At 55.4% G+C, this 19,396-nt stretch carries 17 protein-coding genes; all 17 read left to right on the top strand.

The window, feature by feature from the left end:
- Nucleotides 1-18 precede the first annotated feature (18 nt).
- The 17 genes from VEH04_05210 to VEH04_05130 all read left to right on the top strand — a co-directional run bounded on the left by VEH04_05210 (nt 19) and on the right by VEH04_05130 (nt 19,153).
- Nucleotides 19-1,152, top strand: coding sequence for a GNAT family N-acetyltransferase (locus tag VEH04_05210; GenBank protein HYG22163.1), 1,134 nt, complete (start codon nt 19-21; stop codon nt 1,150-1,152).
- 776 nt (nt 1,153-1,928) lie between these two features.
- Nucleotides 1,929-3,392, top strand: a complete 1,464-nt coding sequence (locus VEH04_05205) for a hypothetical protein (protein HYG22162.1) — start codon at nt 1,929-1,931, stop codon at nt 3,390-3,392.
- Between the two features lie 169 nt (nt 3,393-3,561).
- The gene (locus VEH04_05200) at nt 3,562-3,921 is read left to right on the top strand and encodes a four helix bundle protein (GenBank protein HYG22161.1); all 360 of its coding nucleotides are present in this window, start codon (nt 3,562-3,564) and stop codon (nt 3,919-3,921) included.
- 204 nt (nt 3,922-4,125) lie between these two features.
- Entirely contained in the window at nt 4,126-5,052 is a 927-nt protein-coding gene (locus VEH04_05195; protein ID HYG22160.1) for a hypothetical protein, read from the top strand.
- A gap of 3 nt (nt 5,053-5,055) precedes the next feature.
- On the top strand, nt 5,056-6,504 hold the full coding sequence (locus VEH04_05190; protein ID HYG22159.1) for a sugar transferase: 1,449 nt from the start codon (nt 5,056-5,058) through the stop codon (nt 6,502-6,504).
- A 22-nt stretch (nt 6,505-6,526) separates the two neighbouring features.
- Nucleotides 6,527-7,879, top strand: coding sequence for a UDP-glucose/GDP-mannose dehydrogenase family protein (locus VEH04_05185; GenBank protein HYG22158.1), 1,353 nt, complete (start codon nt 6,527-6,529; stop codon nt 7,877-7,879).
- A gap of 19 nt (nt 7,880-7,898) precedes the next feature.
- Nucleotides 7,899-8,357 (top strand): UDP-N-acetylglucosamine--LPS N-acetylglucosamine transferase, encoded by a 459-nt coding sequence (locus tag VEH04_05180; GenBank protein HYG22157.1) that lies wholly within the window; start codon nt 7,899-7,901, stop codon nt 8,355-8,357.
- Nucleotides 8,354-8,917, top strand: coding sequence for a glycosyltransferase (locus VEH04_05175; GenBank protein HYG22156.1), 564 nt, complete (start codon nt 8,354-8,356; stop codon nt 8,915-8,917). The genes VEH04_05180 and VEH04_05175 overlap by 4 nt, the downstream gene beginning before the upstream one ends.
- Nucleotides 8,889-9,494 carry an acyltransferase gene (locus VEH04_05170; protein ID HYG22155.1) on the top strand — a complete coding sequence of 202 codons (606 nt, stop codon included), beginning with the start codon at nt 8,889-8,891 and terminating at the stop codon, nt 9,492-9,494. Before VEH04_05175 ends, VEH04_05170 begins: the two co-directional genes overlap by 29 nt.
- Complete coding sequence (locus VEH04_05165; protein HYG22154.1) at nt 9,487-10,449, top strand: glycosyltransferase family 2 protein; 963 nt, start codon at nt 9,487-9,489, stop codon at nt 10,447-10,449. The genes VEH04_05170 and VEH04_05165 overlap by 8 nt, the downstream gene beginning before the upstream one ends.
- Before the next feature lie 35 nt (nt 10,450-10,484).
- Complete coding sequence (locus VEH04_05160; protein ID HYG22153.1) at nt 10,485-11,384, top strand: glycosyltransferase; 900 nt, start codon at nt 10,485-10,487, stop codon at nt 11,382-11,384.
- Between the two features lie 6 nt (nt 11,385-11,390).
- Nucleotides 11,391-12,650, top strand: a complete 1,260-nt coding sequence (locus VEH04_05155; GenBank protein ID HYG22152.1) for a glycosyltransferase family 4 protein — start codon at nt 11,391-11,393, stop codon at nt 12,648-12,650.
- A gap of 167 nt (nt 12,651-12,817) precedes the next feature.
- Nucleotides 12,818-15,007 carry a hypothetical protein gene (locus tag VEH04_05150; protein ID HYG22151.1) on the top strand — a complete coding sequence of 730 codons (2,190 nt, stop codon included), beginning with the start codon at nt 12,818-12,820 and terminating at the stop codon, nt 15,005-15,007.
- Between the two features lie 75 nt (nt 15,008-15,082).
- Nucleotides 15,083-16,408 carry a hypothetical protein gene (locus tag VEH04_05145; protein ID HYG22150.1) on the top strand — a complete coding sequence of 442 codons (1,326 nt, stop codon included), beginning with the start codon at nt 15,083-15,085 and terminating at the stop codon, nt 16,406-16,408.
- Between the two features lie 23 nt (nt 16,409-16,431).
- Nucleotides 16,432-17,283, top strand: coding sequence for an ABC transporter permease (locus VEH04_05140; GenBank protein ID HYG22149.1), 852 nt, complete (start codon nt 16,432-16,434; stop codon nt 17,281-17,283).
- A gap of 26 nt (nt 17,284-17,309) precedes the next feature.
- A complete protein-coding gene (locus VEH04_05135) occupies nt 17,310-18,554 on the top strand; it encodes an ABC transporter ATP-binding protein (protein HYG22148.1) in 1,245 nt (414 codons plus the stop codon).
- Between the two features lie 53 nt (nt 18,555-18,607).
- Nucleotides 18,608-19,153: an acyltransferase gene (locus VEH04_05130; GenBank protein ID HYG22147.1), complete on the top strand. Its 546-nt coding sequence runs from the start codon at nt 18,608-18,610 to the stop codon at nt 19,151-19,153.
- Nucleotides 19,154-19,396 lie beyond the last annotated feature (243 nt).

Genomic DNA, 19,396 nt, shown 5'->3' with positions numbered 1-19,396 from the left:
ACTTGCGCAACCCGCTGCGTGGAAATTCAACGTATCGATCCGCGAGCGGGAACGGAGTGGGACGCCGCAGTTTCCGGGCTTGAAGGTTTCAATGTATTCCACACCGGTGCATGGGCAGCAGTCTTGCGGGAAACCTACGGCTACACCCCGCATTACCTAATCGCAAGAGAAGCCCTCGCAAGCGACGCAGATCCATCAATTCCCTTCCCTCTCCAACCTGCCCTCCAAAGTGGCTTGACTGAGGATGGGTCAGATGGGAGAGGGCTAGGGAGAGGGTCCGCCGCCCTGCCCTTACTGGAAGTTGATAGCTGGCTCACCGGCCGCCGAGGCATCTGCCTCCCCTTCACCGACTCGTGTCCAATGCTGGGTGACAAAGATTCGCAACGCGAACTGATCAACGAGGCCATTCAACTAGGAGAGCAGCGGAAATGGAAGTACCTGGAATTCCGATCCGACCTTTCCGATCTGGAACACCCGAAGTTCAACGAACCGTCAATCCAGTTCCACAGACACACATTGAACCTTTCAGCGTCGGCTGACACGCTATTCAACGGATTTGAAAGTTCGGTCCGTCGCGCCATTCGAAAAGCAGAACGGGCCGGCGTCACAATCGACAAGTCAAACACCCTTGATGCGCTCCGAACGTATTATCTGCTTCACTGTCAAACACGGCAAAAGCATGGGATACCGCCGCAACCGTTCCGTCTTTTTTTGAATCTTCACCGCCACATTCTGTCCCAAGGCCTGGGCATGGTAATTACAGCCCGATACCAGAGCAAGCCGATCGCAGCCGCTGTGTTTTTACATAAAGGCGCGCACTCGATCTATAAGTTTGGCGCCTCGGACCCCGTATTCCTGGAGCTGCGCGCAAATAATCTCGTGATGTGGAAAGCGATTCAATGGCTCAGCGCCTTGGGAGCGCGCATCTTGGATTTCGGCCGAACCTCCATCGGCCAGGAAGGGTTGCGCCGTTTTAAACTCGGTTGGGGTGCTGAGGAACTTGCGATCGGTTATCATCGCTACGATATCTCGACAGCCGCCTGCGTCCCTTCAACCGATGATAGTTCCGGCCGTCACGCAAGCGTTCTGCGCCATGTTCCACTTTCCATCCTTCGTCTGATCGGCGCATTGCTGTATAAACACGTGGCCTAGGCAGCGGGCCATGTTCCAATTTCATTATGTCTCATCCCAATCCACCGTCCGCTGGACCGAATTTCAAGATCGGCGACGCATACCACGCCGTTTTTCGGCACAAATGGAAGATTCTGCTGATTTGGGCAATCGGACTTGTCGCAGGTGGTGCGATCTGGTTTACGCAGCCGAAAGTCTATGAGTCTCGCACGAGACTCTTGATTCGCTATATCACCGACACCCGGTCGATTGTCACCGGCAGTGACGACACCGTGATGACCCCGGGCGGCCGTGGTTCCACCGTGATGAGTTCGGAACTCGCGATTCTGTCGAGCTTTGATTTGGCTCGCCAAGTTGCCGAGGCGATCGGCGCTTCGAATATCCTCAGCAAAGTCAGTGGCGGTTCGGATTTGGGCGCAGCTGCCGGGGTGGTGCGCGGGGGCTTGATCCCTGAGGCGCGAGGCTCTGTCATCGGGATTACCTTCCAACACCCTGACCCTGCCGTTGTTCAGCCGGTTCTGAACCAGGTCATTGCGAGTTATCTCCGGATTCATCAGCAGGTTTATCACGCACCTGGCACACTTGACGAAGTGCTCACCCGGCAAACGGACCAACTTCGCGTCGAACTGCAACAGACGGAACAAGAGCTCCGGACTGTCGAGGGGAAGTCGCCCGTTCTTACCTTGGAAGACAGCAAACGCGCATGTGCGGAACAGATCGCGCGCATTCGAGAAAACTTGTTCGCTGCTGAAGCCGACCTAAGGGCACGGCAGCTTTACTTCACTGACTTGACAAACATGGTTCCCGTTTCCATGGAATCCAACATGGTCTCCATGACAGCGACATCTGCTCCCCCTGAAAAAGTACAAGAGTACAAAAAAGTTTCAGCGCTTTTGGAAACCCTGCGCAAGGTCGAGAAGGACCGCCTGCTCCAGTATCTCCCTGATTCTCCTCGCGTGCTTGATATCCAGAAGCAAATCGCCGAAAAGGAGACGGCGATGACCGCCTTGGAAGCAGAGTTTCCGCAGTTGCTGGGGACACCAACTGCCGCAGCGACTCAAATGACGGCCGACGGGCCTGTCGTAACCCAGCGGGATGTTTGGATACAACTCGCCCAAATCCGCCAGATTCAGTCGAAGATCGGTGTGCTTAATGAGCAAATGCAGAAAATTCGCCTCGAAGCAGCACAGATCGCGGAAATCGAAAGCGACATCAACGAACTGCGTCGCAAGAGAGATCTTCTGGAGCGGAACTACAAGGACTTTTCATCCCGGCTGAGCAGCGCAAGATTTGATGACGCTTTAAGTTCTGGCCGGATATCCAACATCAGCACGGTTGAAAGCCCCACTCCCCCCAGTCGGACTATCACAAAGACAGCTCAGATTGCCATCGGAGTCGCAATCGGTTCCCTCCTGCTGGGAATTGCCGTGGCGTTTGGTATCGAGATGTATCTCGACCGGTCAATCAAACGGCCCATCGAGATTGAGCAGAAGCTGAAAGTTCCGCTCTTCCTCTCCATCCCCTACTCTCGTAACAGTCGCCGCAAGCTCCTTGGGGCTCCCGCCACGAATGGAAACGGGCATGCCACCAACGGCAATACACCCCCTGCATTTCCCTGGAACGAAGATTCCGAAATGCGCACCTATTACGAAACATTGCGCGACCGTCTGTTGCTCTTCTTTGAAGCGCAGAATCTTACCCACAAGCCAAAGCTGGTGGCGGTGACGGGCTGTGCGCCGAGCAGCGGCGTCAGCACCATCGCGAGCGGGCTGGCAGCGACTCTCTCGGAAACCGGAGATGGAAACGTTTTGCTGGTGGACATGAATGAACTGGAACGAGGCGCCGCTGCGCATTTCCACCATGGCAAGCTTGCCTGCGGTTTGGACGAACTTCTCGAAGGCAATGGGACCAAGCGCGAAGACGCAATGGTGACCGACAATTTGTTTGTCGTGGCTGACAGTCCCGGCGATCGCAACCTGCCTCGCATTCTGCACAAACGTTTTCAAAGCCTAATCCCTAAGCTTCGTGCCAGTGATTACGACTATATCATCTTCGACATGCCGGCGGTCAGCCAGATCAGTCCCACCTCCCGACTGGCGCGGTTCATGGACATGGTCTTTCTGGTGGTGGAATCCGAAAAGACCGATCGGGACATCGTGAAGCGAGCCGTGGACATGCTAACCCAGACCAAAGCCAACGTCGGCGTCGTCCTCAACAAAACCCGCACCTACGTGCCGAAGGCATTGCAGCAAGAGCTGTAAGGCAAACGCTGAAAAGCTGAAAACTGAAAGCTGAAATTCGTCCCGGAGTGAAACAGCGGAAAAACCGCAAACGAGAGGGATTATCCCAAGCGGCTTTAAGGCAAGCTCTTTTCCGAAACGCCTCTTTTAGCCTTTTAGCGTTTCAGATTTTCAGCGTTTATATCGAACGATGAGCCGCCTGTCTGAGGAGTTGAGGGAAAGGACGAAAGCTTATGCGTCTGCAGTCATTCGTCTTTACGTCGCTCTGCCTCGGCAGCGCAAGGAAGTTGAGGTTCTAGGTCATCAACTCCTTCGATCCGGCACTTCGGTAGCAGCACATGCCCGCGAAGCATCACGGGCGCGCTCCGACAGCGAGTTCTGCTCAAAACTCGACGGTTTGTTACAGGAAGCCGACGAAACCCAACTCTGGACCGAACTTCTTCGAGATGATTGTGGAATCACGGGCACTGAAGTGGAACTGGTAAACCGAGAAAGTGGAGAACTGCTCGCAATCTTCACAACAATCGTCTCCAAGCTAAGACGCCGCTGATTTTTAAGCATTTTTGCTTTTCAGTTTTTTAAGCATTGGCCTTTGAACGCTTTTTAGCTTTTTAGCTTTTCAGCGTTTCAGCTTTTAACAACGAACGTGTTTAGAAATCGCCTCTATTACCGCTTTAAACCTCTGATCCCGCGGCAGGTCCGAATGGCGGTACGTGGGCAGTTCGCGCGATGGAAGCGGAGACGCGTTCAGGACGTGTGGCCCATCCTCCCCGGGTCGGAGAAGAAGCCTGACAGTTGGCGGGGCTGGCCCGATGGAAAACAGTTCGGCGTGGTCCTCACTCACGATGTAGAAGGACCTGAAGGATTGGCGAACTGCGAAGCCCTCGCGCAAATCGAAAAGGATCTCGGGTTTCGCTCGTCCTTCAATTTCATCCCTGAAGGTTCCTATCGCGTCAACGGAACGCTGCGCGGAAAACTGACGAACGAAGGATTCGAAGTCGGTGTTCATGATCTGCAACACAATGGGAAGCTTTTCCAGAATCGGGATGATTTCCGACGCAAAGCGGAACGGATCAACGATTACCTCCGCTCCTGGGGCGCAGTCGGTTTCCGCTCCGGCTTCATGCTGCACAACCTGGAATGGCTGCATGATCTCAACGTCACTTACGACGCTTCAACTTTTGACACCGATCCATTCGAGCCTCAGCCCGACGGACGCCACACGATCTTCCCTTTTTGGGTTCCCCGCGGACGATGTGAAGAAGCGAACGGTCAACAGAATGGCAATCGCAAATCGCCTTGGGCTACGGGGTATATGGAGCTGCCCTACACCCTTCCCCAGGATTCGACCCTCTTCCTTCTGCTCAAGGAAAAGGACCCGAGCATCTGGATTCGGAAGTTTGACTGGATTGCGGAGAGGGGCGGCATGGTCCTCGTGAATGTTCATCCGGATTACATGAACCTGAGCGACGGAAGCGGCTCGCCAGGAAACTACCCAGTCAGCTTTTACATCGATTTCTTGAAGCATATCCGCAAGCACGCATCCGATCGCTTCTGGCATGGGGTGCCGCGCGAGCTCGCGCGCCATTGCATCGGTCAAAATTGCAGGATCAACGGACCTGGAACTCTGAGCAGTTCAGTGATTCCATCGTCGTCCGATAAGGTTGGACTTAACCAGTAAGATATGATCCGCCTTCGGCACAAATTATTGATCCAGGGATTTCGTCTCTTCGACCAGATCCTGGTTTTCTGCTGCCTCGCAGCGGCAGGCGAATGGCTGCCGCTTCTGACCGGGAACGGTTCGCCGATCGGAATCTTCAAGCGTTCGTACGACGCGTCGGACGCCATAGGGATTGCGCTGTTGATTATCGGATGGAACGTCACGTTCAATGCTTTCGTTCGTTACAACGCAAATCGTTTCAACACCCTCGTCTCCCAGTTGATCGACCTGATCAAGGCGACAACCGCAGCATCCTTCTGGCTGATGCTTGTCGCGTCCGTTGCCTCGTTCGACCGGATCTCTGTCACGATGATCGTGATGTTCTGGACAATGGTGACGGTTCTGGGTGTGCTGAGTCGCGTATTCATCAGGTGGTTCCTGATGACCATTCGCGCTTTCGGATACAATTATCGGTATCTCTTAATCGTTGGGACCAATCTGCGTTCAAGAACCATGGCCGCACGCATCGATGCCAGCCCGGAACTCGGATATAAAATTGTCGGTTTCATCAGTGAGGAACCCCTTGAGAACAAGGCAGTCGAAAGCCCCAGTTCACAGGCAAGCTGGGCTATCAAGGGATCGATGGACGACTTCCAGGAAATCGTCGGCCATGGAACCGTCGACGAGGTTCTGATTTGTTTGCCCGTGGAGGAGCAGTTTTCGAACATCGCCAAAATCGTTCGTGCTGCCAAGGAGCTGGGAGTTGTGGTTCGGTTGTTGCCCGACGCCGAAGACGCCTTGTTGCTGAAGAAACTGCACCTCGAATCGTTTGACGGGGAATACGTCATCACGATGTTCCGAGAACAATTGCTGGTGCAACTGCTGATCAAACGTCTCGCTGACCTGCTGATATCGGCCCTGCTGCTGGTTGTGCTCAGCCCTCTTTTGCTGATCGTCGGCATTGCGGTGGTTACCACAAGCCCCGGCCCGGTATTCTTTGTCCAGGAACGTGTTGGAATGAACAAGCGGCGGTTCCGCCTCTACAAGTTCCGGTCAATGGTGGTGGACGCGGAAACGCGAAAAAGTGCTCTCGCGCACTTGAACGAGATGGATGGCCCGGTCTTCAAAGTCAAAAACGATCCCCGCATCACTAAGGTGGGCAAATTCATCAGGCGCACGAGCATCGATGAACTTCCGCAGCTCTACAACGTTTTGAAGGGCGAGATGAGCCTGGTCGGACCGCGTCCGCCATTGCCGGGCGAAGTGGACAAATACGACTGGCTGTATCGGAAACGGTTGTCGATCAAACCTGGCTTGACCTGCTTATGGCAGATCAGCGGCCGAAACGAAGTGTCATTCCAGGACTGGATGGCCATGGACCGGGAATACATCGAGAACTGGTCGTTATGGTTGGACTGCAAAATCCTCGCCAAAACCGTCCCGGTGGTTCTGCTCGGCAAGGGTGCATCCTAAACAAATACATCGAGAAATCATTATGAGTTCAATTGCTATCGTGGGAACTGGTTATGTGGGGCTTGTCACCGGAGCGTGTTTCGCAGAGGTCGGTCACAAAGTGATTTGTGTCGACAATGACCGATCCAAGGTCGATCTCCTGAACCGCGGCGGGATTCCCATCTACGAACCAGGACTGGAGGAAATGGTCCATCGAAACAAGGCCGCGGGACGCCTGAGCTTTACAAACGACATTGCAGAGGCCGTGGCCGCGTCGCAGGTCATCTTCATCGCAGTTCCCACGCCGCCTTTGCCTGACGGCTCAGTCGATTTAAGTTTCATCGAGAAAGTCGCCCGTGAAATCGCCAGTGCCATCAAGGAATACCGCATCGTCGTGGACAAGAGCACGGTGCCCGTAAAAACCGGCGAAAAAGTTGCCGAAACGATCCGCCGCTATTGCAAGACCAAGGTCGAATTCGATGTGGTCAGCAATCCCGAGTTCCTGCGCGAAGGTTTTGCCGTCGAAGACTTGATGAAACCCGACCGGGTGGTGGTGGGTGTCGCGAGTCAGCGGCCCGTCACGGCCATGCGCGAAATCTATGAACCGTTCGGGGCTCCCATCATCGTCACGGATATCAACTCCGCGGAACTCATCAAGCATGCCGCGAACTCGTTCCTCGCACTCAAGATTTCCTACATCAACGCAATCTCTGTGATCTGCGAAGCCTCCGGCGCGGATGTGCAGCAGGTCGCGGACGGAATCGGCATGGATGCCCGAATCGGCCGGCGTTTCCTTGATGCGTCCCTGGGTTTCGGCGGCAGCTGCTTCCCAAAGGATCTCAGCGCCTTTATCGCCATATCGGAGCAACTGGGATACGATTTTGCTCTCTTGAAGGAAGTGCAGCGCATCAACGCGCAGCAAATGGACCGGTTTGTCAAAAAGATCACGGACACGCTCTGGATCCTGAAGGACAAGAAGATCGGCGTCCTCGGATTGGCCTTCAAGCAGAACACCGACGATGTGCGGATGTCCCCTGCGATCGAATTGTGTCAACGTCTTCTCAAACTCGGCGCGACACTGCGCGTGCACGATCCGAAGGCCATGGAAAAGGCGAAAGCCCTGCTTCCGGATGTGGAATATGTGGAGGACATGAACGCCGTTGCGGAAGGTTGTGACGCGCTCGTAATTGCTACCGAGTGGCCTGAGTTCAAGAAGCTCGATCTGGAGAAGGCGCGCCTGGTCATGTCCCATCCCATCCTTTTTGATGGACGCAACCTGCTCGATCCGAAAATTCTGGAAAGTCTCGGATTCATTTACAAATGCATTGGGCAGCAGGAATTGCGCGATTCCCAGACCTTGCCGATCCGATCGTTGGAAATATCCTCTGCGACTTAATCGGCAGCAGGCGCAACGGATGAAAAATCGCCCGAAACGGGTCGTAGCCATTTCTTCGGGAGGAGGGCATTGGGTTCAACTCCTGCGCCTTCGCCCGGCATTCGAGGGATGCGATGTCACGTTCGTGACGGTGCGTGAAAGCTACCGTTCGGAAGTAAACGGGGCGAATTTCCGAGTCATTCCTGACTCGAATCGCTGGAGCAAGCTTGCGCTCATGCGAACCGCTTTGGGTGTTCTGTGGGTGCTGCTGCGGGTGCGCCCGGATGTAGTCATTTCAACGGGAGCAGCGCCGGGCTATTTCGGAATTCTGATTGGCAAATATTTGGGAGCGCGCACTGTCTGGGTGGACAGCGTCGCAAATGTCGAGGTGTTGTCGATGTCCGGCCAAAAAGCCAAACGCCACGCAGACTTGTGGCTGACGCAGTGGCCGCACCTCGCTGAGAATCAAGGACCCTTTTTCCATGGGAGCGTATTATGATCTTTGTAACCGTCGGAACAGACTTGCCATTTAATCGGCTGATCAACGCGGTGGACCAATGGGCGAAGAAAACCGGGAGGACCGACGTGTTCGCCCAGATTGGCGATACCGATTGGCAACCGTCGCACATCAAGTTCAGCAAATTTCTGGAACCGCCGGAGTTCACCCATATGTTTTCCTCGGCGACCGCAGTGATTGCCCACGCAGGAATGGGCACGATCCTGTCGGCCTTGCATTACGGAAAGCCAATCCTCGTCATGCCGCGTCAGGCGCGGTTGGGCGAACAGCGCAACGACCATCAACTCGCCACGGCCCGTCGTTTGGCTGAGATGAACAAGGTGCATGTTGCATTCGACGAGAAGCAGCTTGATCAGCAACTGCGCGAGCTTGCCGAATTGAAGCCGCGCGCACGCATCGGCGCCTTCGCGAGCGAAGGACTCCTCGCCGCGATTACCGGCTTCATTCACCAGATTCCAAACTCTCCGCTGAAAGTCCCTACCCCGCAGGCCCGGCTGCATAATTCTCCAATGCATGCCCCCCAATCCAATGCCGCTCGCTGAAGCAACCCCGTCTCAAAGCCATCCTTCTGACCGGTCGCTACGCGTCCGCCTCTCCCGCGTTATCGTCTCCCTGTTCGACGTCGGCTCCTATCTGCACGCGTTTCGGATCATTCACTATTACGGTTATAGCCACGTTCGGGAAAAACGGCGGATGAGAATCGGCCACGGAACCGGCATGGCTCCAAACGTCTCGCTCCGAAACGGACACTTGATCGAGATTGGCCACGATTCGCATATTGGCGAGCGTTGCTACCTCTGGGCCGGCGCTGAAACGGGTAAAATCGTGATTGGAAATTTCGTCTCTCTGGCACCGGAAGTCTTCATTACCGCGTCCGATTACCAGTTCGTTGCGGGCGTTCCGTTCCGGCAACAACCGCGTCGTGAAAGAGACGTGGTTCTAGGAAACGACGTCTGGCTTGGAGCACGCGTCGTGGTGACTGCCGGCGTCTCGATCGGCGACGGATGCATCATCGGTGCGGGAGCGGTCGTCACCAGGGACATTCCTGCAGGATCCATAGCTGTCGGCGTTCCCGCAAAGGTCGTGGCTCAGCGGAGCAAACCAGTCTCGCATGATTGACGTATCGGTCATCATCGTAACGTACAACTCCGAGAAGCAGATCGTTGCTTGTCTCGAGAGCGTCTTTGCGCAGTGCCAGAACATCACGCAGGAAGTAATTGTCCTCGACAACAGTCCTGCAGACGGCACCGCCAAAATCGTGCAGAACCGATTTCCTCAGGTGAAATTGATCCTGCCTGGAAAAAACCTTGGCTTCGCGGCGGGTGTCAATGAAGCGTGTCGCCACGCAACCGGAGAATTCGTCCTCCTGCTGAATCCCGACACTATCATCCTGCGAAACGCCATAGGCGTTGTGGTAGAATTCGCGCGCGCCAATCCGAGTTACGGAATCTATGGCGGCCGCACACTGAAGGAGGACGGAAGCCTGGAGCGGTCTTCTTGCTGGGGTTTGCCGTCATTATGGAGCCTAGCGACCTTTGCAGTTGGCCTGAGCGCCATTGCTCCGAGGAGCGCCTTCTTCCATCCGGAAGGGTTGGGCCAATGGAAACGCGACACTGTTCGGGAAGTCGGCGTCATCACCGGGTGTTTCCTTCTCGCGCCGCTCACTGTCTGGCGGAAGCTGAATGGTCTCGACGAACGATTTTTCATGTACGGTGAGGACACCGATCTCGCGATGCGGGCCCGCAAAAGCGGCTTCCGCCCCGTGATTTGTCCCGCTGCTGAACTGGTCCATGAAGTTGGGCAATCGTCCTCCACGCCCTTGCACAAGGCCCTGCTCCTGTATCGAGGAAAAGCCTGTTACGTTCGGACGCACTGGAGCGGCATTCGTCAGCAGGCAGGTCTCTGGATGCTGCAACTTGGGGTCGGACTTCGCAGCCTTGCCGCAGCGATGCTTCGGAAACCTGATTCGACGTGGTGCGCCCTGTGGAAGAAGCGCGGTGAATGGCTGGCCGGGTATCCCGCCTTTGCACCCGAGGCACGAACGCCGAGGCTCGCTCCTAAGCCGGTTCGTTAATCAAAATACAGGCGCTCCATTTCGGAGGGCGGACCATGAATTCTCCCGTGATCAGTGTTGTCATTCCGGCATTCAATCGCCGTGACAGTCTGCAGAAGCTGCTGGATACCGTGTTCAAGCAGCAGGGCGTCGATTTCGAGGTGATCGTGGTAGATGACTGCTCGCCGGACACCACTGCAGATGCAGTCCGTCAGCACTTCCCTTCTGCGACTGTTCTTTCCAACGCTTCGAATGGCGGTCCCGCAGTCAGTCGGAATCGCGGGATCCTCGCAGCGAGAGGTGAGTTTGTTGTGGGATTCGACAGTGATGTCACGGTGCCAGACTCGACACTGTTGAAGAGGGTCCTGGCGACCTTCCAGCAAAATCCCGATGTCACAGGGCTGGCATTTCGGATTATGGGACATGACGGCCTGTCTGACGATGTGCCGCGTTGGTGGCATCCGGTGCCCGTGACGGAGTACGGAAACCGGCAGTTCATGACCCATTATTTTAGCGGGACGGGGTACGCCTTTCGGCGTCAGGAGATGATGGATGCTGGCATGTTTCCCGAGATCCTTTACATGCATTACGAAGAAGTGGAGCTCGCTTTCCGCATCCTGGACAGAGGCGGCTCGATCATGCATTGCCCCGATCTCCAAGTGTCCCATCATGTGCATGCAGTTTCGACGCGGAGCAAAATCAACGTTTTCTACAAGCCACGAAATCAGATTCTTGTGGCGCTCGCTTGTTATCCCTGGCTGCGCGCAATCACCTATTTGTTCCCGCGTCTTGGCTATCACTTTATTCAATCCTTACGTGGAAACTACCCGGTCGAGTTTTTACGGGCACTGGCCTCTGCCGTGTCATTGATGCCTCGACGGCTTTCAACCCGGGCGCCATTGCGCAACGAAACCTGGCAGCGGATCGCGGCCATGCGGAATCCAATCCGCGGCTGATCGGATATGCGCGTCGTTCTCATCGCACCGTTCTATAGTCGCGATGCCGCAGGCGAAAGCTGGAGCACGTACAAATGGGTTCAAGGAATCTCGGAACGATGCGACGCCACCGTTCTTACGACGCATCAAACAGGATGGCACCCGGACCATTCACCTGTCTCGGCCCGGGAGGTCGTCAACTGGCCTGATGTGAAACCGCCGAATCGCCTCCGACGCCTCAATTGGGAGTTGAAACCTTCCTACGTGCTGTTTTACAGCCGCGCGCGGCGCTGGCTTAAACATGCGATCGAACGCGGCGATAAAATCGATTTGGTTCACCAGATCAATCCGTTGGCGCTGCGTTACCCCTGCCCCGCGCGGGGACTTGGAGTTCCGTATATCATTGGGCCTTTGGCCGGAAGTCTGCCGACCCCAAAAGGATTCAAGAGCCAAGGCACCGACCGCCAATGGTTTCGAAAACTCCGGCATCTCGATCAGCTCAGGTTAAGAATCGATCCCTGGCTGCGGGGATCCTATTCGGGAGCCAATGTCGTGCTCGGGGTGGCGCCCTATGTAAGGGATTTGCTGCGGCATATTCCACTCCACCGGTTCGAAGTCATGGCAGAGACCGGGATCGAGCAGGTTGCCGCGTCTCCCAAGTCCGCGCCCTCACCTGGGCGCCCGCTGCGTTTGCTGTATGCCGGGCGAATCATTCGGACCAAGGGCGTGCTGGATGCCATTCGCGCTGTAGCGATCGCCGCAAAAAAATGCCACGTCGAACTCGACGTCCTCGGCGACGGAGATTCATTAGCCGATTGCCGCCTACTTGCGCAGGATCTGGGTATAGGCGACCGGGTAAGATTCCACGGCCGACGCCCGCGATGCGAAGTGTTTGCGCGATGCGACGAAGCCGACGTCTTCTTCTTCCCCAGTTTTCGCGAACCGAGCGGTAACGTCGTGTTTGAAGCTATGAGTCGTGGGCTTCCAGTGATCACGAGTACCAAAGGCGGACCTGCTCACGTCGTGACGGAGAACTGCGGAATCCGGGTGGAACCGTCAAACCCGGAACAATACTCCAAAGCCTTGGCCGATGCGATTGCGTCATTTTCTCAGAATCCGGAACAACTGCCCAAAATGTCTGCCGCCGCCCTGCAACGCATCGAGTCGCTGGCGATGTGGGGGAAAAAAATCGACCGTTTGATGGACACCTACCGAGGTGCACTTCCAAAGCATTTGGTTGGCACCGAGGCTCTGCCCGTACCGGGTCCTGCGACGATCGAAGTTTGATGCGCCATTGGACACCCTGGTGCCTCAATTTCCATCGTGCAGTAATTCGCTTTAAAACCCCGAAGAATTTGCGACTGGCTTGCCTGCTGCTAGAATGTGCCGCTATGAGTAATTGCATCAGATGCTTGACTATTCTAGGGGTCCTCTGGGCCCGGAGTGTCATTGCGATGGACAGTGAATTGACCAACTACAAGTCAGGCATCGACGTCACGTGGGGCGGGGAAAAGGGAGTCGACTACTACGAGGAGTACTATTTCCACGACAAACTGCTGGATGACCACAAAGTCGTCTACATTCGTGACACGACGAAGATCGCCTTCTCACATAATGCTCGCAATGTCGCCTATTACCACAGCACGGAGGGAGGACGCCAAAAGATTGGAGCTAATGGGAAGGATGGAATCGCTAACAGCGGAGACGAGGGCATTATCCGCTACAAAATCGACCGTGATCGGCAATACAAATACAAGTGGGCGATGAACTCGGCTGGAACCGACGCCAATTTTGTACTTCCTGCCGCTGGCACCGGTTTCACGCTTAAAGAAATCCAATTCGAACCTGGAGTTCCCGTTGTCGGTTCCGTCGGCCCTTCATCCGACGTCACCAAATCAAAGGGTGGCACCTATTTTCGGGGCCTGCTCGATTCGTTCGGTGATGAATGGCACACTCTCGCATATGCTGATGATGATCGTGCTTTCTTGTGGGCCCGATATGTCGCGACCAGCAACTTCGTCGATCAGGCATGGTATGCCTCCGACGGAAAAACCGTACAACTCGTTGTTAATCCCAAAACGCCCTGCCTTACGATGAGGGCCACTGGCACGGGGCAGTTCTACACAACTCCTCCAAAGGCTTACTGGACGCCGAAACTCGTGCCCCAGATCACGTATTTGTCCGCTGGCACCGATGGGGCGGTTTCGATTGAATTGCGCGACATCTATGGAAACGAGGTGTTCTATCGCATCAATGGCGGCGAATTTCAGGGCGCGAAGGGCAATTCGGTCGTGATTTCACATACGGAGTTCTCCCGCGGAACCAACACTCTGGACTACTATTACGCCGGCAAACAGGCTTTCACGAAAACGCGTATTGTGGTGAAAGACCCCGAATTTCCAAGCCGCCACGAACCACATGGAACCTACCTCTGGGTGGACAGCGCTGGATACTCCACCGTCAGGAACCGTTTGCACCGCCCACCCTACGCTGCAACCTATTTAGCGTATAAGAGCCGCTCCGAGGTCACAGGACAGGAGAGTTGGGATAAAGGACATCGCCGAGGCGATCGCGTCGGTGGCGCTTACGCCTTGGAGAATGCGTTTGTCGCCAAAGTGGAAGGTTTTGATTTCGCAAGGAGCGGGGCTTCTCGTTCCCATGGAGTTTACGCAAAGGAAATGTTGTTGGAACAGACGAGGAATACCGATCCGCTGGGTTTCGAACTCCAGCACTCCTCCGATTCCATTCCCACACGAGAGCTGCACTATCGCGGATATTACGATTCTCTTCCGATTCTCAAGGGCATTTTCGCGTATGACATCATGGTGGCGAACTTTCGCAGCGATCAGGTGGACGGAGGAATTACAGCAGTCGAAGATTATTTTATCCGCGACAAATTCGCGGGGTTTGTCTACGAGGCGATGCAATGGTCTGCCGACATGACCGCCTTGGGCGCGCCAGGGATGTGGGGTGGTGCGCGAATGATGTGCGCCCAGTCCATAGCCATGATCCTGCGCGAGTACTCGACACCATACTATGGCACAAGCGGTTTTGGAACGAATCAGACGACGTATCCCCTCTGTCCGTACGATGAAGATCGTTATACGTGGAAGGAAGCATTGTTCGATGCGACTGGAACCCGACGAGGCTTCCCCAATTTGCAATGGTTCACGGGCCTTTCTGAGAATGGAACGGAATCCCTGTTGATGAGTGAAAATCAACAATGGGGAACCAACAGGTATCCCTTTGCGACGTGGCAGGACAAGGCGGCATATTTTTCGTCCGGTCTGATGGGAATTCACCTGCAAGTCTGGGCGAACATGGCTCGGATATGGGGCAACAATAAACGTGATGCGCGGCTCGAGATCGCTTTCGAACGAGCATCGAATGGAACCTTTATTGGCGCAAAGGATCCGGTTCCTCAACTGCCTGCTCGTTTCACTCAACTCCTCCTGCTCAATGACGGATGGCCCAATGTCGTGAGCAACGCGGCGCGATGGGTCAGGGCGCTGCCGAGCGCAGACGGCAACTCGATCAGCAAATCGATGCAGGACGCCGGTGTCTTCGGATTTGCATGGTTTGACGACAAGAAGGTCGCGGAAATAGTTCCACCGCTCAACCTTCGGGTTGAAAGCAAGAAATAGAACGGCCGCTGCAGCGGCTTTTCGATTGTAGGGTCCTTAGGAGGCCGCCGTTCCGGCTCGATTCAGTTTCTCCCGGTGAATCCGATTTTTCTCGTATTCGTCCTGTCGCTAGTCGTCGCGCAGGTCGCCCTTCCCAGGCGATGGGCGTTCGTGCCACTGATGGTGGCCGGCTGCCAGATCGGGAACGTGGAATTCCTGCCACAGTTCACAACTGCCCGAATACTCATTGTGATCGGGCTGGCCCGTGCCGTGGCAGGGGGATTTTTAAAGTGGGACAAGAATTCGCGGCTTGATCAGTTCATGCTGCTCTTTTCCGTGGTTGCAGTGGTGAGTTCGATCGGACACACGGCGGACTTCTACTTCCCTTCGCCCTTCAAGGCGCGCGTTGGATTGGTGATCAATGTCCTTGGAACCTATTTGTTTGCCCGCGCGTATCTGCCGGATTTCGAGAGTTTCCGACGCTACGCCTTTATTCTCCCGATTATCATTCTCCCGCTCGCCGTTGGGCTCAGCATAGAAAATCGCACCCGCAAGAATGTTTACCGATCCCTGGGCGGCAGTACGGAGGCCGCGGTTCGAGAAGAACGCGTGCGCGCGCAAGGTCCATTCCGGCACCCGATTCTTGCGGGAACCTGTGGGGCAACGGCGTTGCCATTTGCGTATCTCCTCTGGCGCTCGCGCAGGCGAGTTGCCGGCGTGCTGGGGTTCACGGCCTGTTTCGGCGTTGTTCTCGCCTCATCTTCCAGCGGCCCGCTCGCCGCTGTGGCAGTCACAATGGCGGCCATCTTCATGTGGCGCTGGCGGTATCTCGTACCGCATCTGGTTTGGACCGCCGTCATTCTGGGTTTTGTCTACAATATCGCCAAGGGCCGGGGACCTTGGTACATCATGGCGAGTCTGGATCTCGTCGGTGGCAGCACCGGATGGCACCGCGCTAAGCTGATTGACCAGGGTTTCAAGTACCTCGGCGAATGGTGGCTCTGGGGCACCGATTACACGCGGCATTGGATGTCGTCAGGCGTGCGCTGGAATCCAAACATGGTCGACCTGACCAATTACTACCTGCACTTGGGCGTGACGGGAGGCCTCGGATTGAGCCTGTGTTTGATTGCCTTCATCGTAGTCAGCTTTCGGATGTTGTTGCGGCGGATGCGCGAGATGCGAAGTGACGGGGATCCACGGGAGATCACCCTTTGGTGCGCCGCCGCTGCGTTGGCCGCACACGCGGTCTCATTCATTTCCATTTCCTATTTCGACCAGATGTACGTGTTCTTCTATTCGCTCCTTGGAGCCATCCCTGGCCTGGTGGCCGTGGGTCAAAAAGTTGTCACCGAACCGGAAATTGTCTCCGACTCGATTGACGATTCAGAACGAACCCAAACGCCGGTCTGGTCTCATTGACCCATCCCTGCAACGCCCCAGCCATGCTTGACCTTCCTGTCACAGTTTACAGCCCCGAATCCCCGCTAAAAAATCCGGGATTGCTGCTTAAGCGGATGTTCCGCGACCTTATCGCCTCGCGCGGGCTTGCATGGCGGTTATTTGTGCGGGATCGCAGCGCACAGTTTCGCCAAAGCGTGTTTGGTTATATTTGGGCGTTTGTTCCGCCGTTGATCGCCAGCCTCCCTTTTGTGTTCCTGAACGCCAACGGCGTCGTCTCCATCAAGGAGACTCCGATCCCCTACCCTGCCTTCGCAATCATCGGCACGCTCATTTGGCAGGTTTTCGTGGACGCATTGAATACCCCTCTGAAGACCGTTGCGGCCGCAAAACCGATGCTCACCCGCATCAACTTCCCCCGGGAAGCGCTTTTGCTCTCAGGCTTGGCGACCGTGCTCTTCAACTTTCTGATCCGTCTCGTGCTGCTCGTAGCAGTGATGATCTGGTTCAAGATCACTCCGCCTTCCACGATCGTGCTGTTTCCGTTGGGGATCCTCGCGCTCATTTGCCTGGGTTTCACGATTGGCGTCCTGTTGACGCCGCTGGGTTTGCTCTACAACGACATTCAACAAATGATTCCGATGGTCACGATGTTCCTGATGTTCCTCACGCCCGTGGTTTATCCCAAGCCAAGCGGCGGCTTCGCTGGACGAATCATGGAATGGAACCCCGTCGCGCCTCTGATAACGGCTTCCAGGGATTGGTTGACCACGGGCTCAAATGGAAACGTTTCCCAACTCGCTTGCATCTTGGGCGTGGCAATCCTCCTGTCCTTCGTGGGCTGGGTGTTCTATCGCCTCGCGTTGCCGCATATCATTTCGCGGTCTGGCAACTGATTATGCCGCGTTCTTTGAGATCTCCGATGAAGAGCAACGAAGTATTGGTCCGGGTCGACAAGGTAAGCAAAAAGTTCTGCCGTAGTCTGAAGAAGAGTTTGTGGTACGGCGTCAACGACATCGTCGCCGACTTGCTCCCCTTTTCCAAACGAACCTCCAACGGAACTGCTCAAAGCCCTTTGCGCTCCTCCGAATTCTGGGCTGTAAACAACGTCTCGTTTGAACTGCGCCGGAGTGAATGCATCGGTCTGATCGGCCATAATGGCGCGGGCAAAACCACGCTCCTGAAAATGCTCAATGGGCTCATCACGCCCGATTCCGGCAGGATCGAGATGCGCGGACGGATCGGGGCCTTGATTGCCCTCGGTGCGGGATTCAATCCCATACTCAGCGGTCGTGAGAACATCTACGTCAACGGTGCGGTTCTTGGCCTCACCAAGTCTCAGATTGACGCGAAAATTGAGGAGATCATTGATTTTGCCGAAATCCGGGAGTTCATCGACGCTCCTGTGCAGAGCTATTCCTCGGGGATGGCGGTTCGCCTGGGGTTCGCCATTGCAGCGAAAACCGATCCGGACGTCCTGTTGCTCGATGAGGTCCTGGCGGTCGGCGACGTTGCGTTCCAGGCGAAATGCTTCAACACGCTTGCAGAGTTCCGCGAACGAGGCACTGCCTTCATCCTGGTTTCGCACAACATGCATCAGATATCCCGCTACTGTGACAAGGTCCTGTATCTGAAACGCGGACAAATTGCGCACAGCGGCGACCGGGAAACGGGGATCGATACTTTCCTGCGCGACATGCATCAAGCTGATGCGAATGGCAGCGCCGAACGGACCGACTGGTCGCGTGTTTACGGGTCAGGCAAGGTGGCGTTTACTGCGGCACGTTTTCGGGATTCCGAAGGCAGAGAGGTCAACGAAATTAGTGTTGGCGATTCCGTCACGCTCGAAATCGACTACGAACGTCGGGGTGATCTTCCCCATCCACCAGTTTTGGATCTGATCATGAGAGATCGTGAGGGGATTCTTTTCCAAGGCACGAATATTTCAGAGGGCCACCCTTTTGGTTTTTTGAATGTGAACGGCCATTTTCAGGTTCAATTTCCAGCACTACCAATTAATGCGGACTACGTTGAGTTTTTCTTCTGCGCTTTAGATAAGCAGAGCTCCGAGATTCTTGATTGGAAACGGCACGTTCGACTGAACATCCGGAGGACCGGTGCATCGCATGGGAAACTCCAGCTTCAAACCCGGTGGAGCGCCCTGTGATTCTGTTCGAATTGATCGACCTACTTCGCGATCTTTCAACGCGCAAACGGGCTATGGCCGCGTTGCGTCGGAACAATCCTGAAGTTCAGTTCGCAGATGACGTTATCATCTTGGGCGATCCACGGCGCGTTAAGCTCGGAAAAGGGAGCCAAGTTGACGGTGGAGTAATATTCGACCTCCGCACAGGAGGTGAAGTGGTATTTGGCGAACGAGCTTCCCTCCGACGCGGAGCAATTTTGTCGCCGTATGGCGGACACATCACCTTTGGCAGCGACTGCGGCGTGCAACACTATTCCGTGCTCTATGGACATGGAGGGCTGACAGGGGGAAACTACGTGAGATTCGCTGCACATTGCTTGGTGATTCCTGCTAACCATGGAATCGAACTCAACGGCACACCCATGAACCTCCAGCCTCTCTCGAAGAGAGGCATCCAAATCGGGAACGATGTTTGGATAGGGGGCGGGGTGAGGATATTGGATGGCGTAACTATAGGCGACGGAGTTGTCGCAGCAGCTGGCTCCGTTATCAACAAAGACCTTTCATCCAACGGAATTTTTGGCGGAGTACCCGCAAAACTCATTAAGGAACGATCTTGATCAAGCAAGTCACGTCAAGGATTGCGCGGTTGAGCCAATCCAAACGCCGGGCGGAATTACGGAACTCGGCAAAACAGGCGCTGGTTCAGCCGGGTAAGGAAGACTGCCGGCCTGCGGAAGAAAGGTTCGCGGAGCTGCAAGGGCGTTACCAACCTCGCCCGGAGTACGGCTATGATCCATTCAGCATTTTTCGACGTGCAAGCGAACGAGCACTAGACGTGTTGAAATTGCCAGGCCTCGAAA

Source organism: Verrucomicrobiia bacterium (assembly GCA_035629175.1).
In the GTDB taxonomy this organism is placed as follows: domain Bacteria; phylum Verrucomicrobiota; class Verrucomicrobiia; order Limisphaerales; family DASXHY01; genus DASXHY01.
This window is presented reverse-complemented; position numbering and strand designations above follow the sequence as displayed.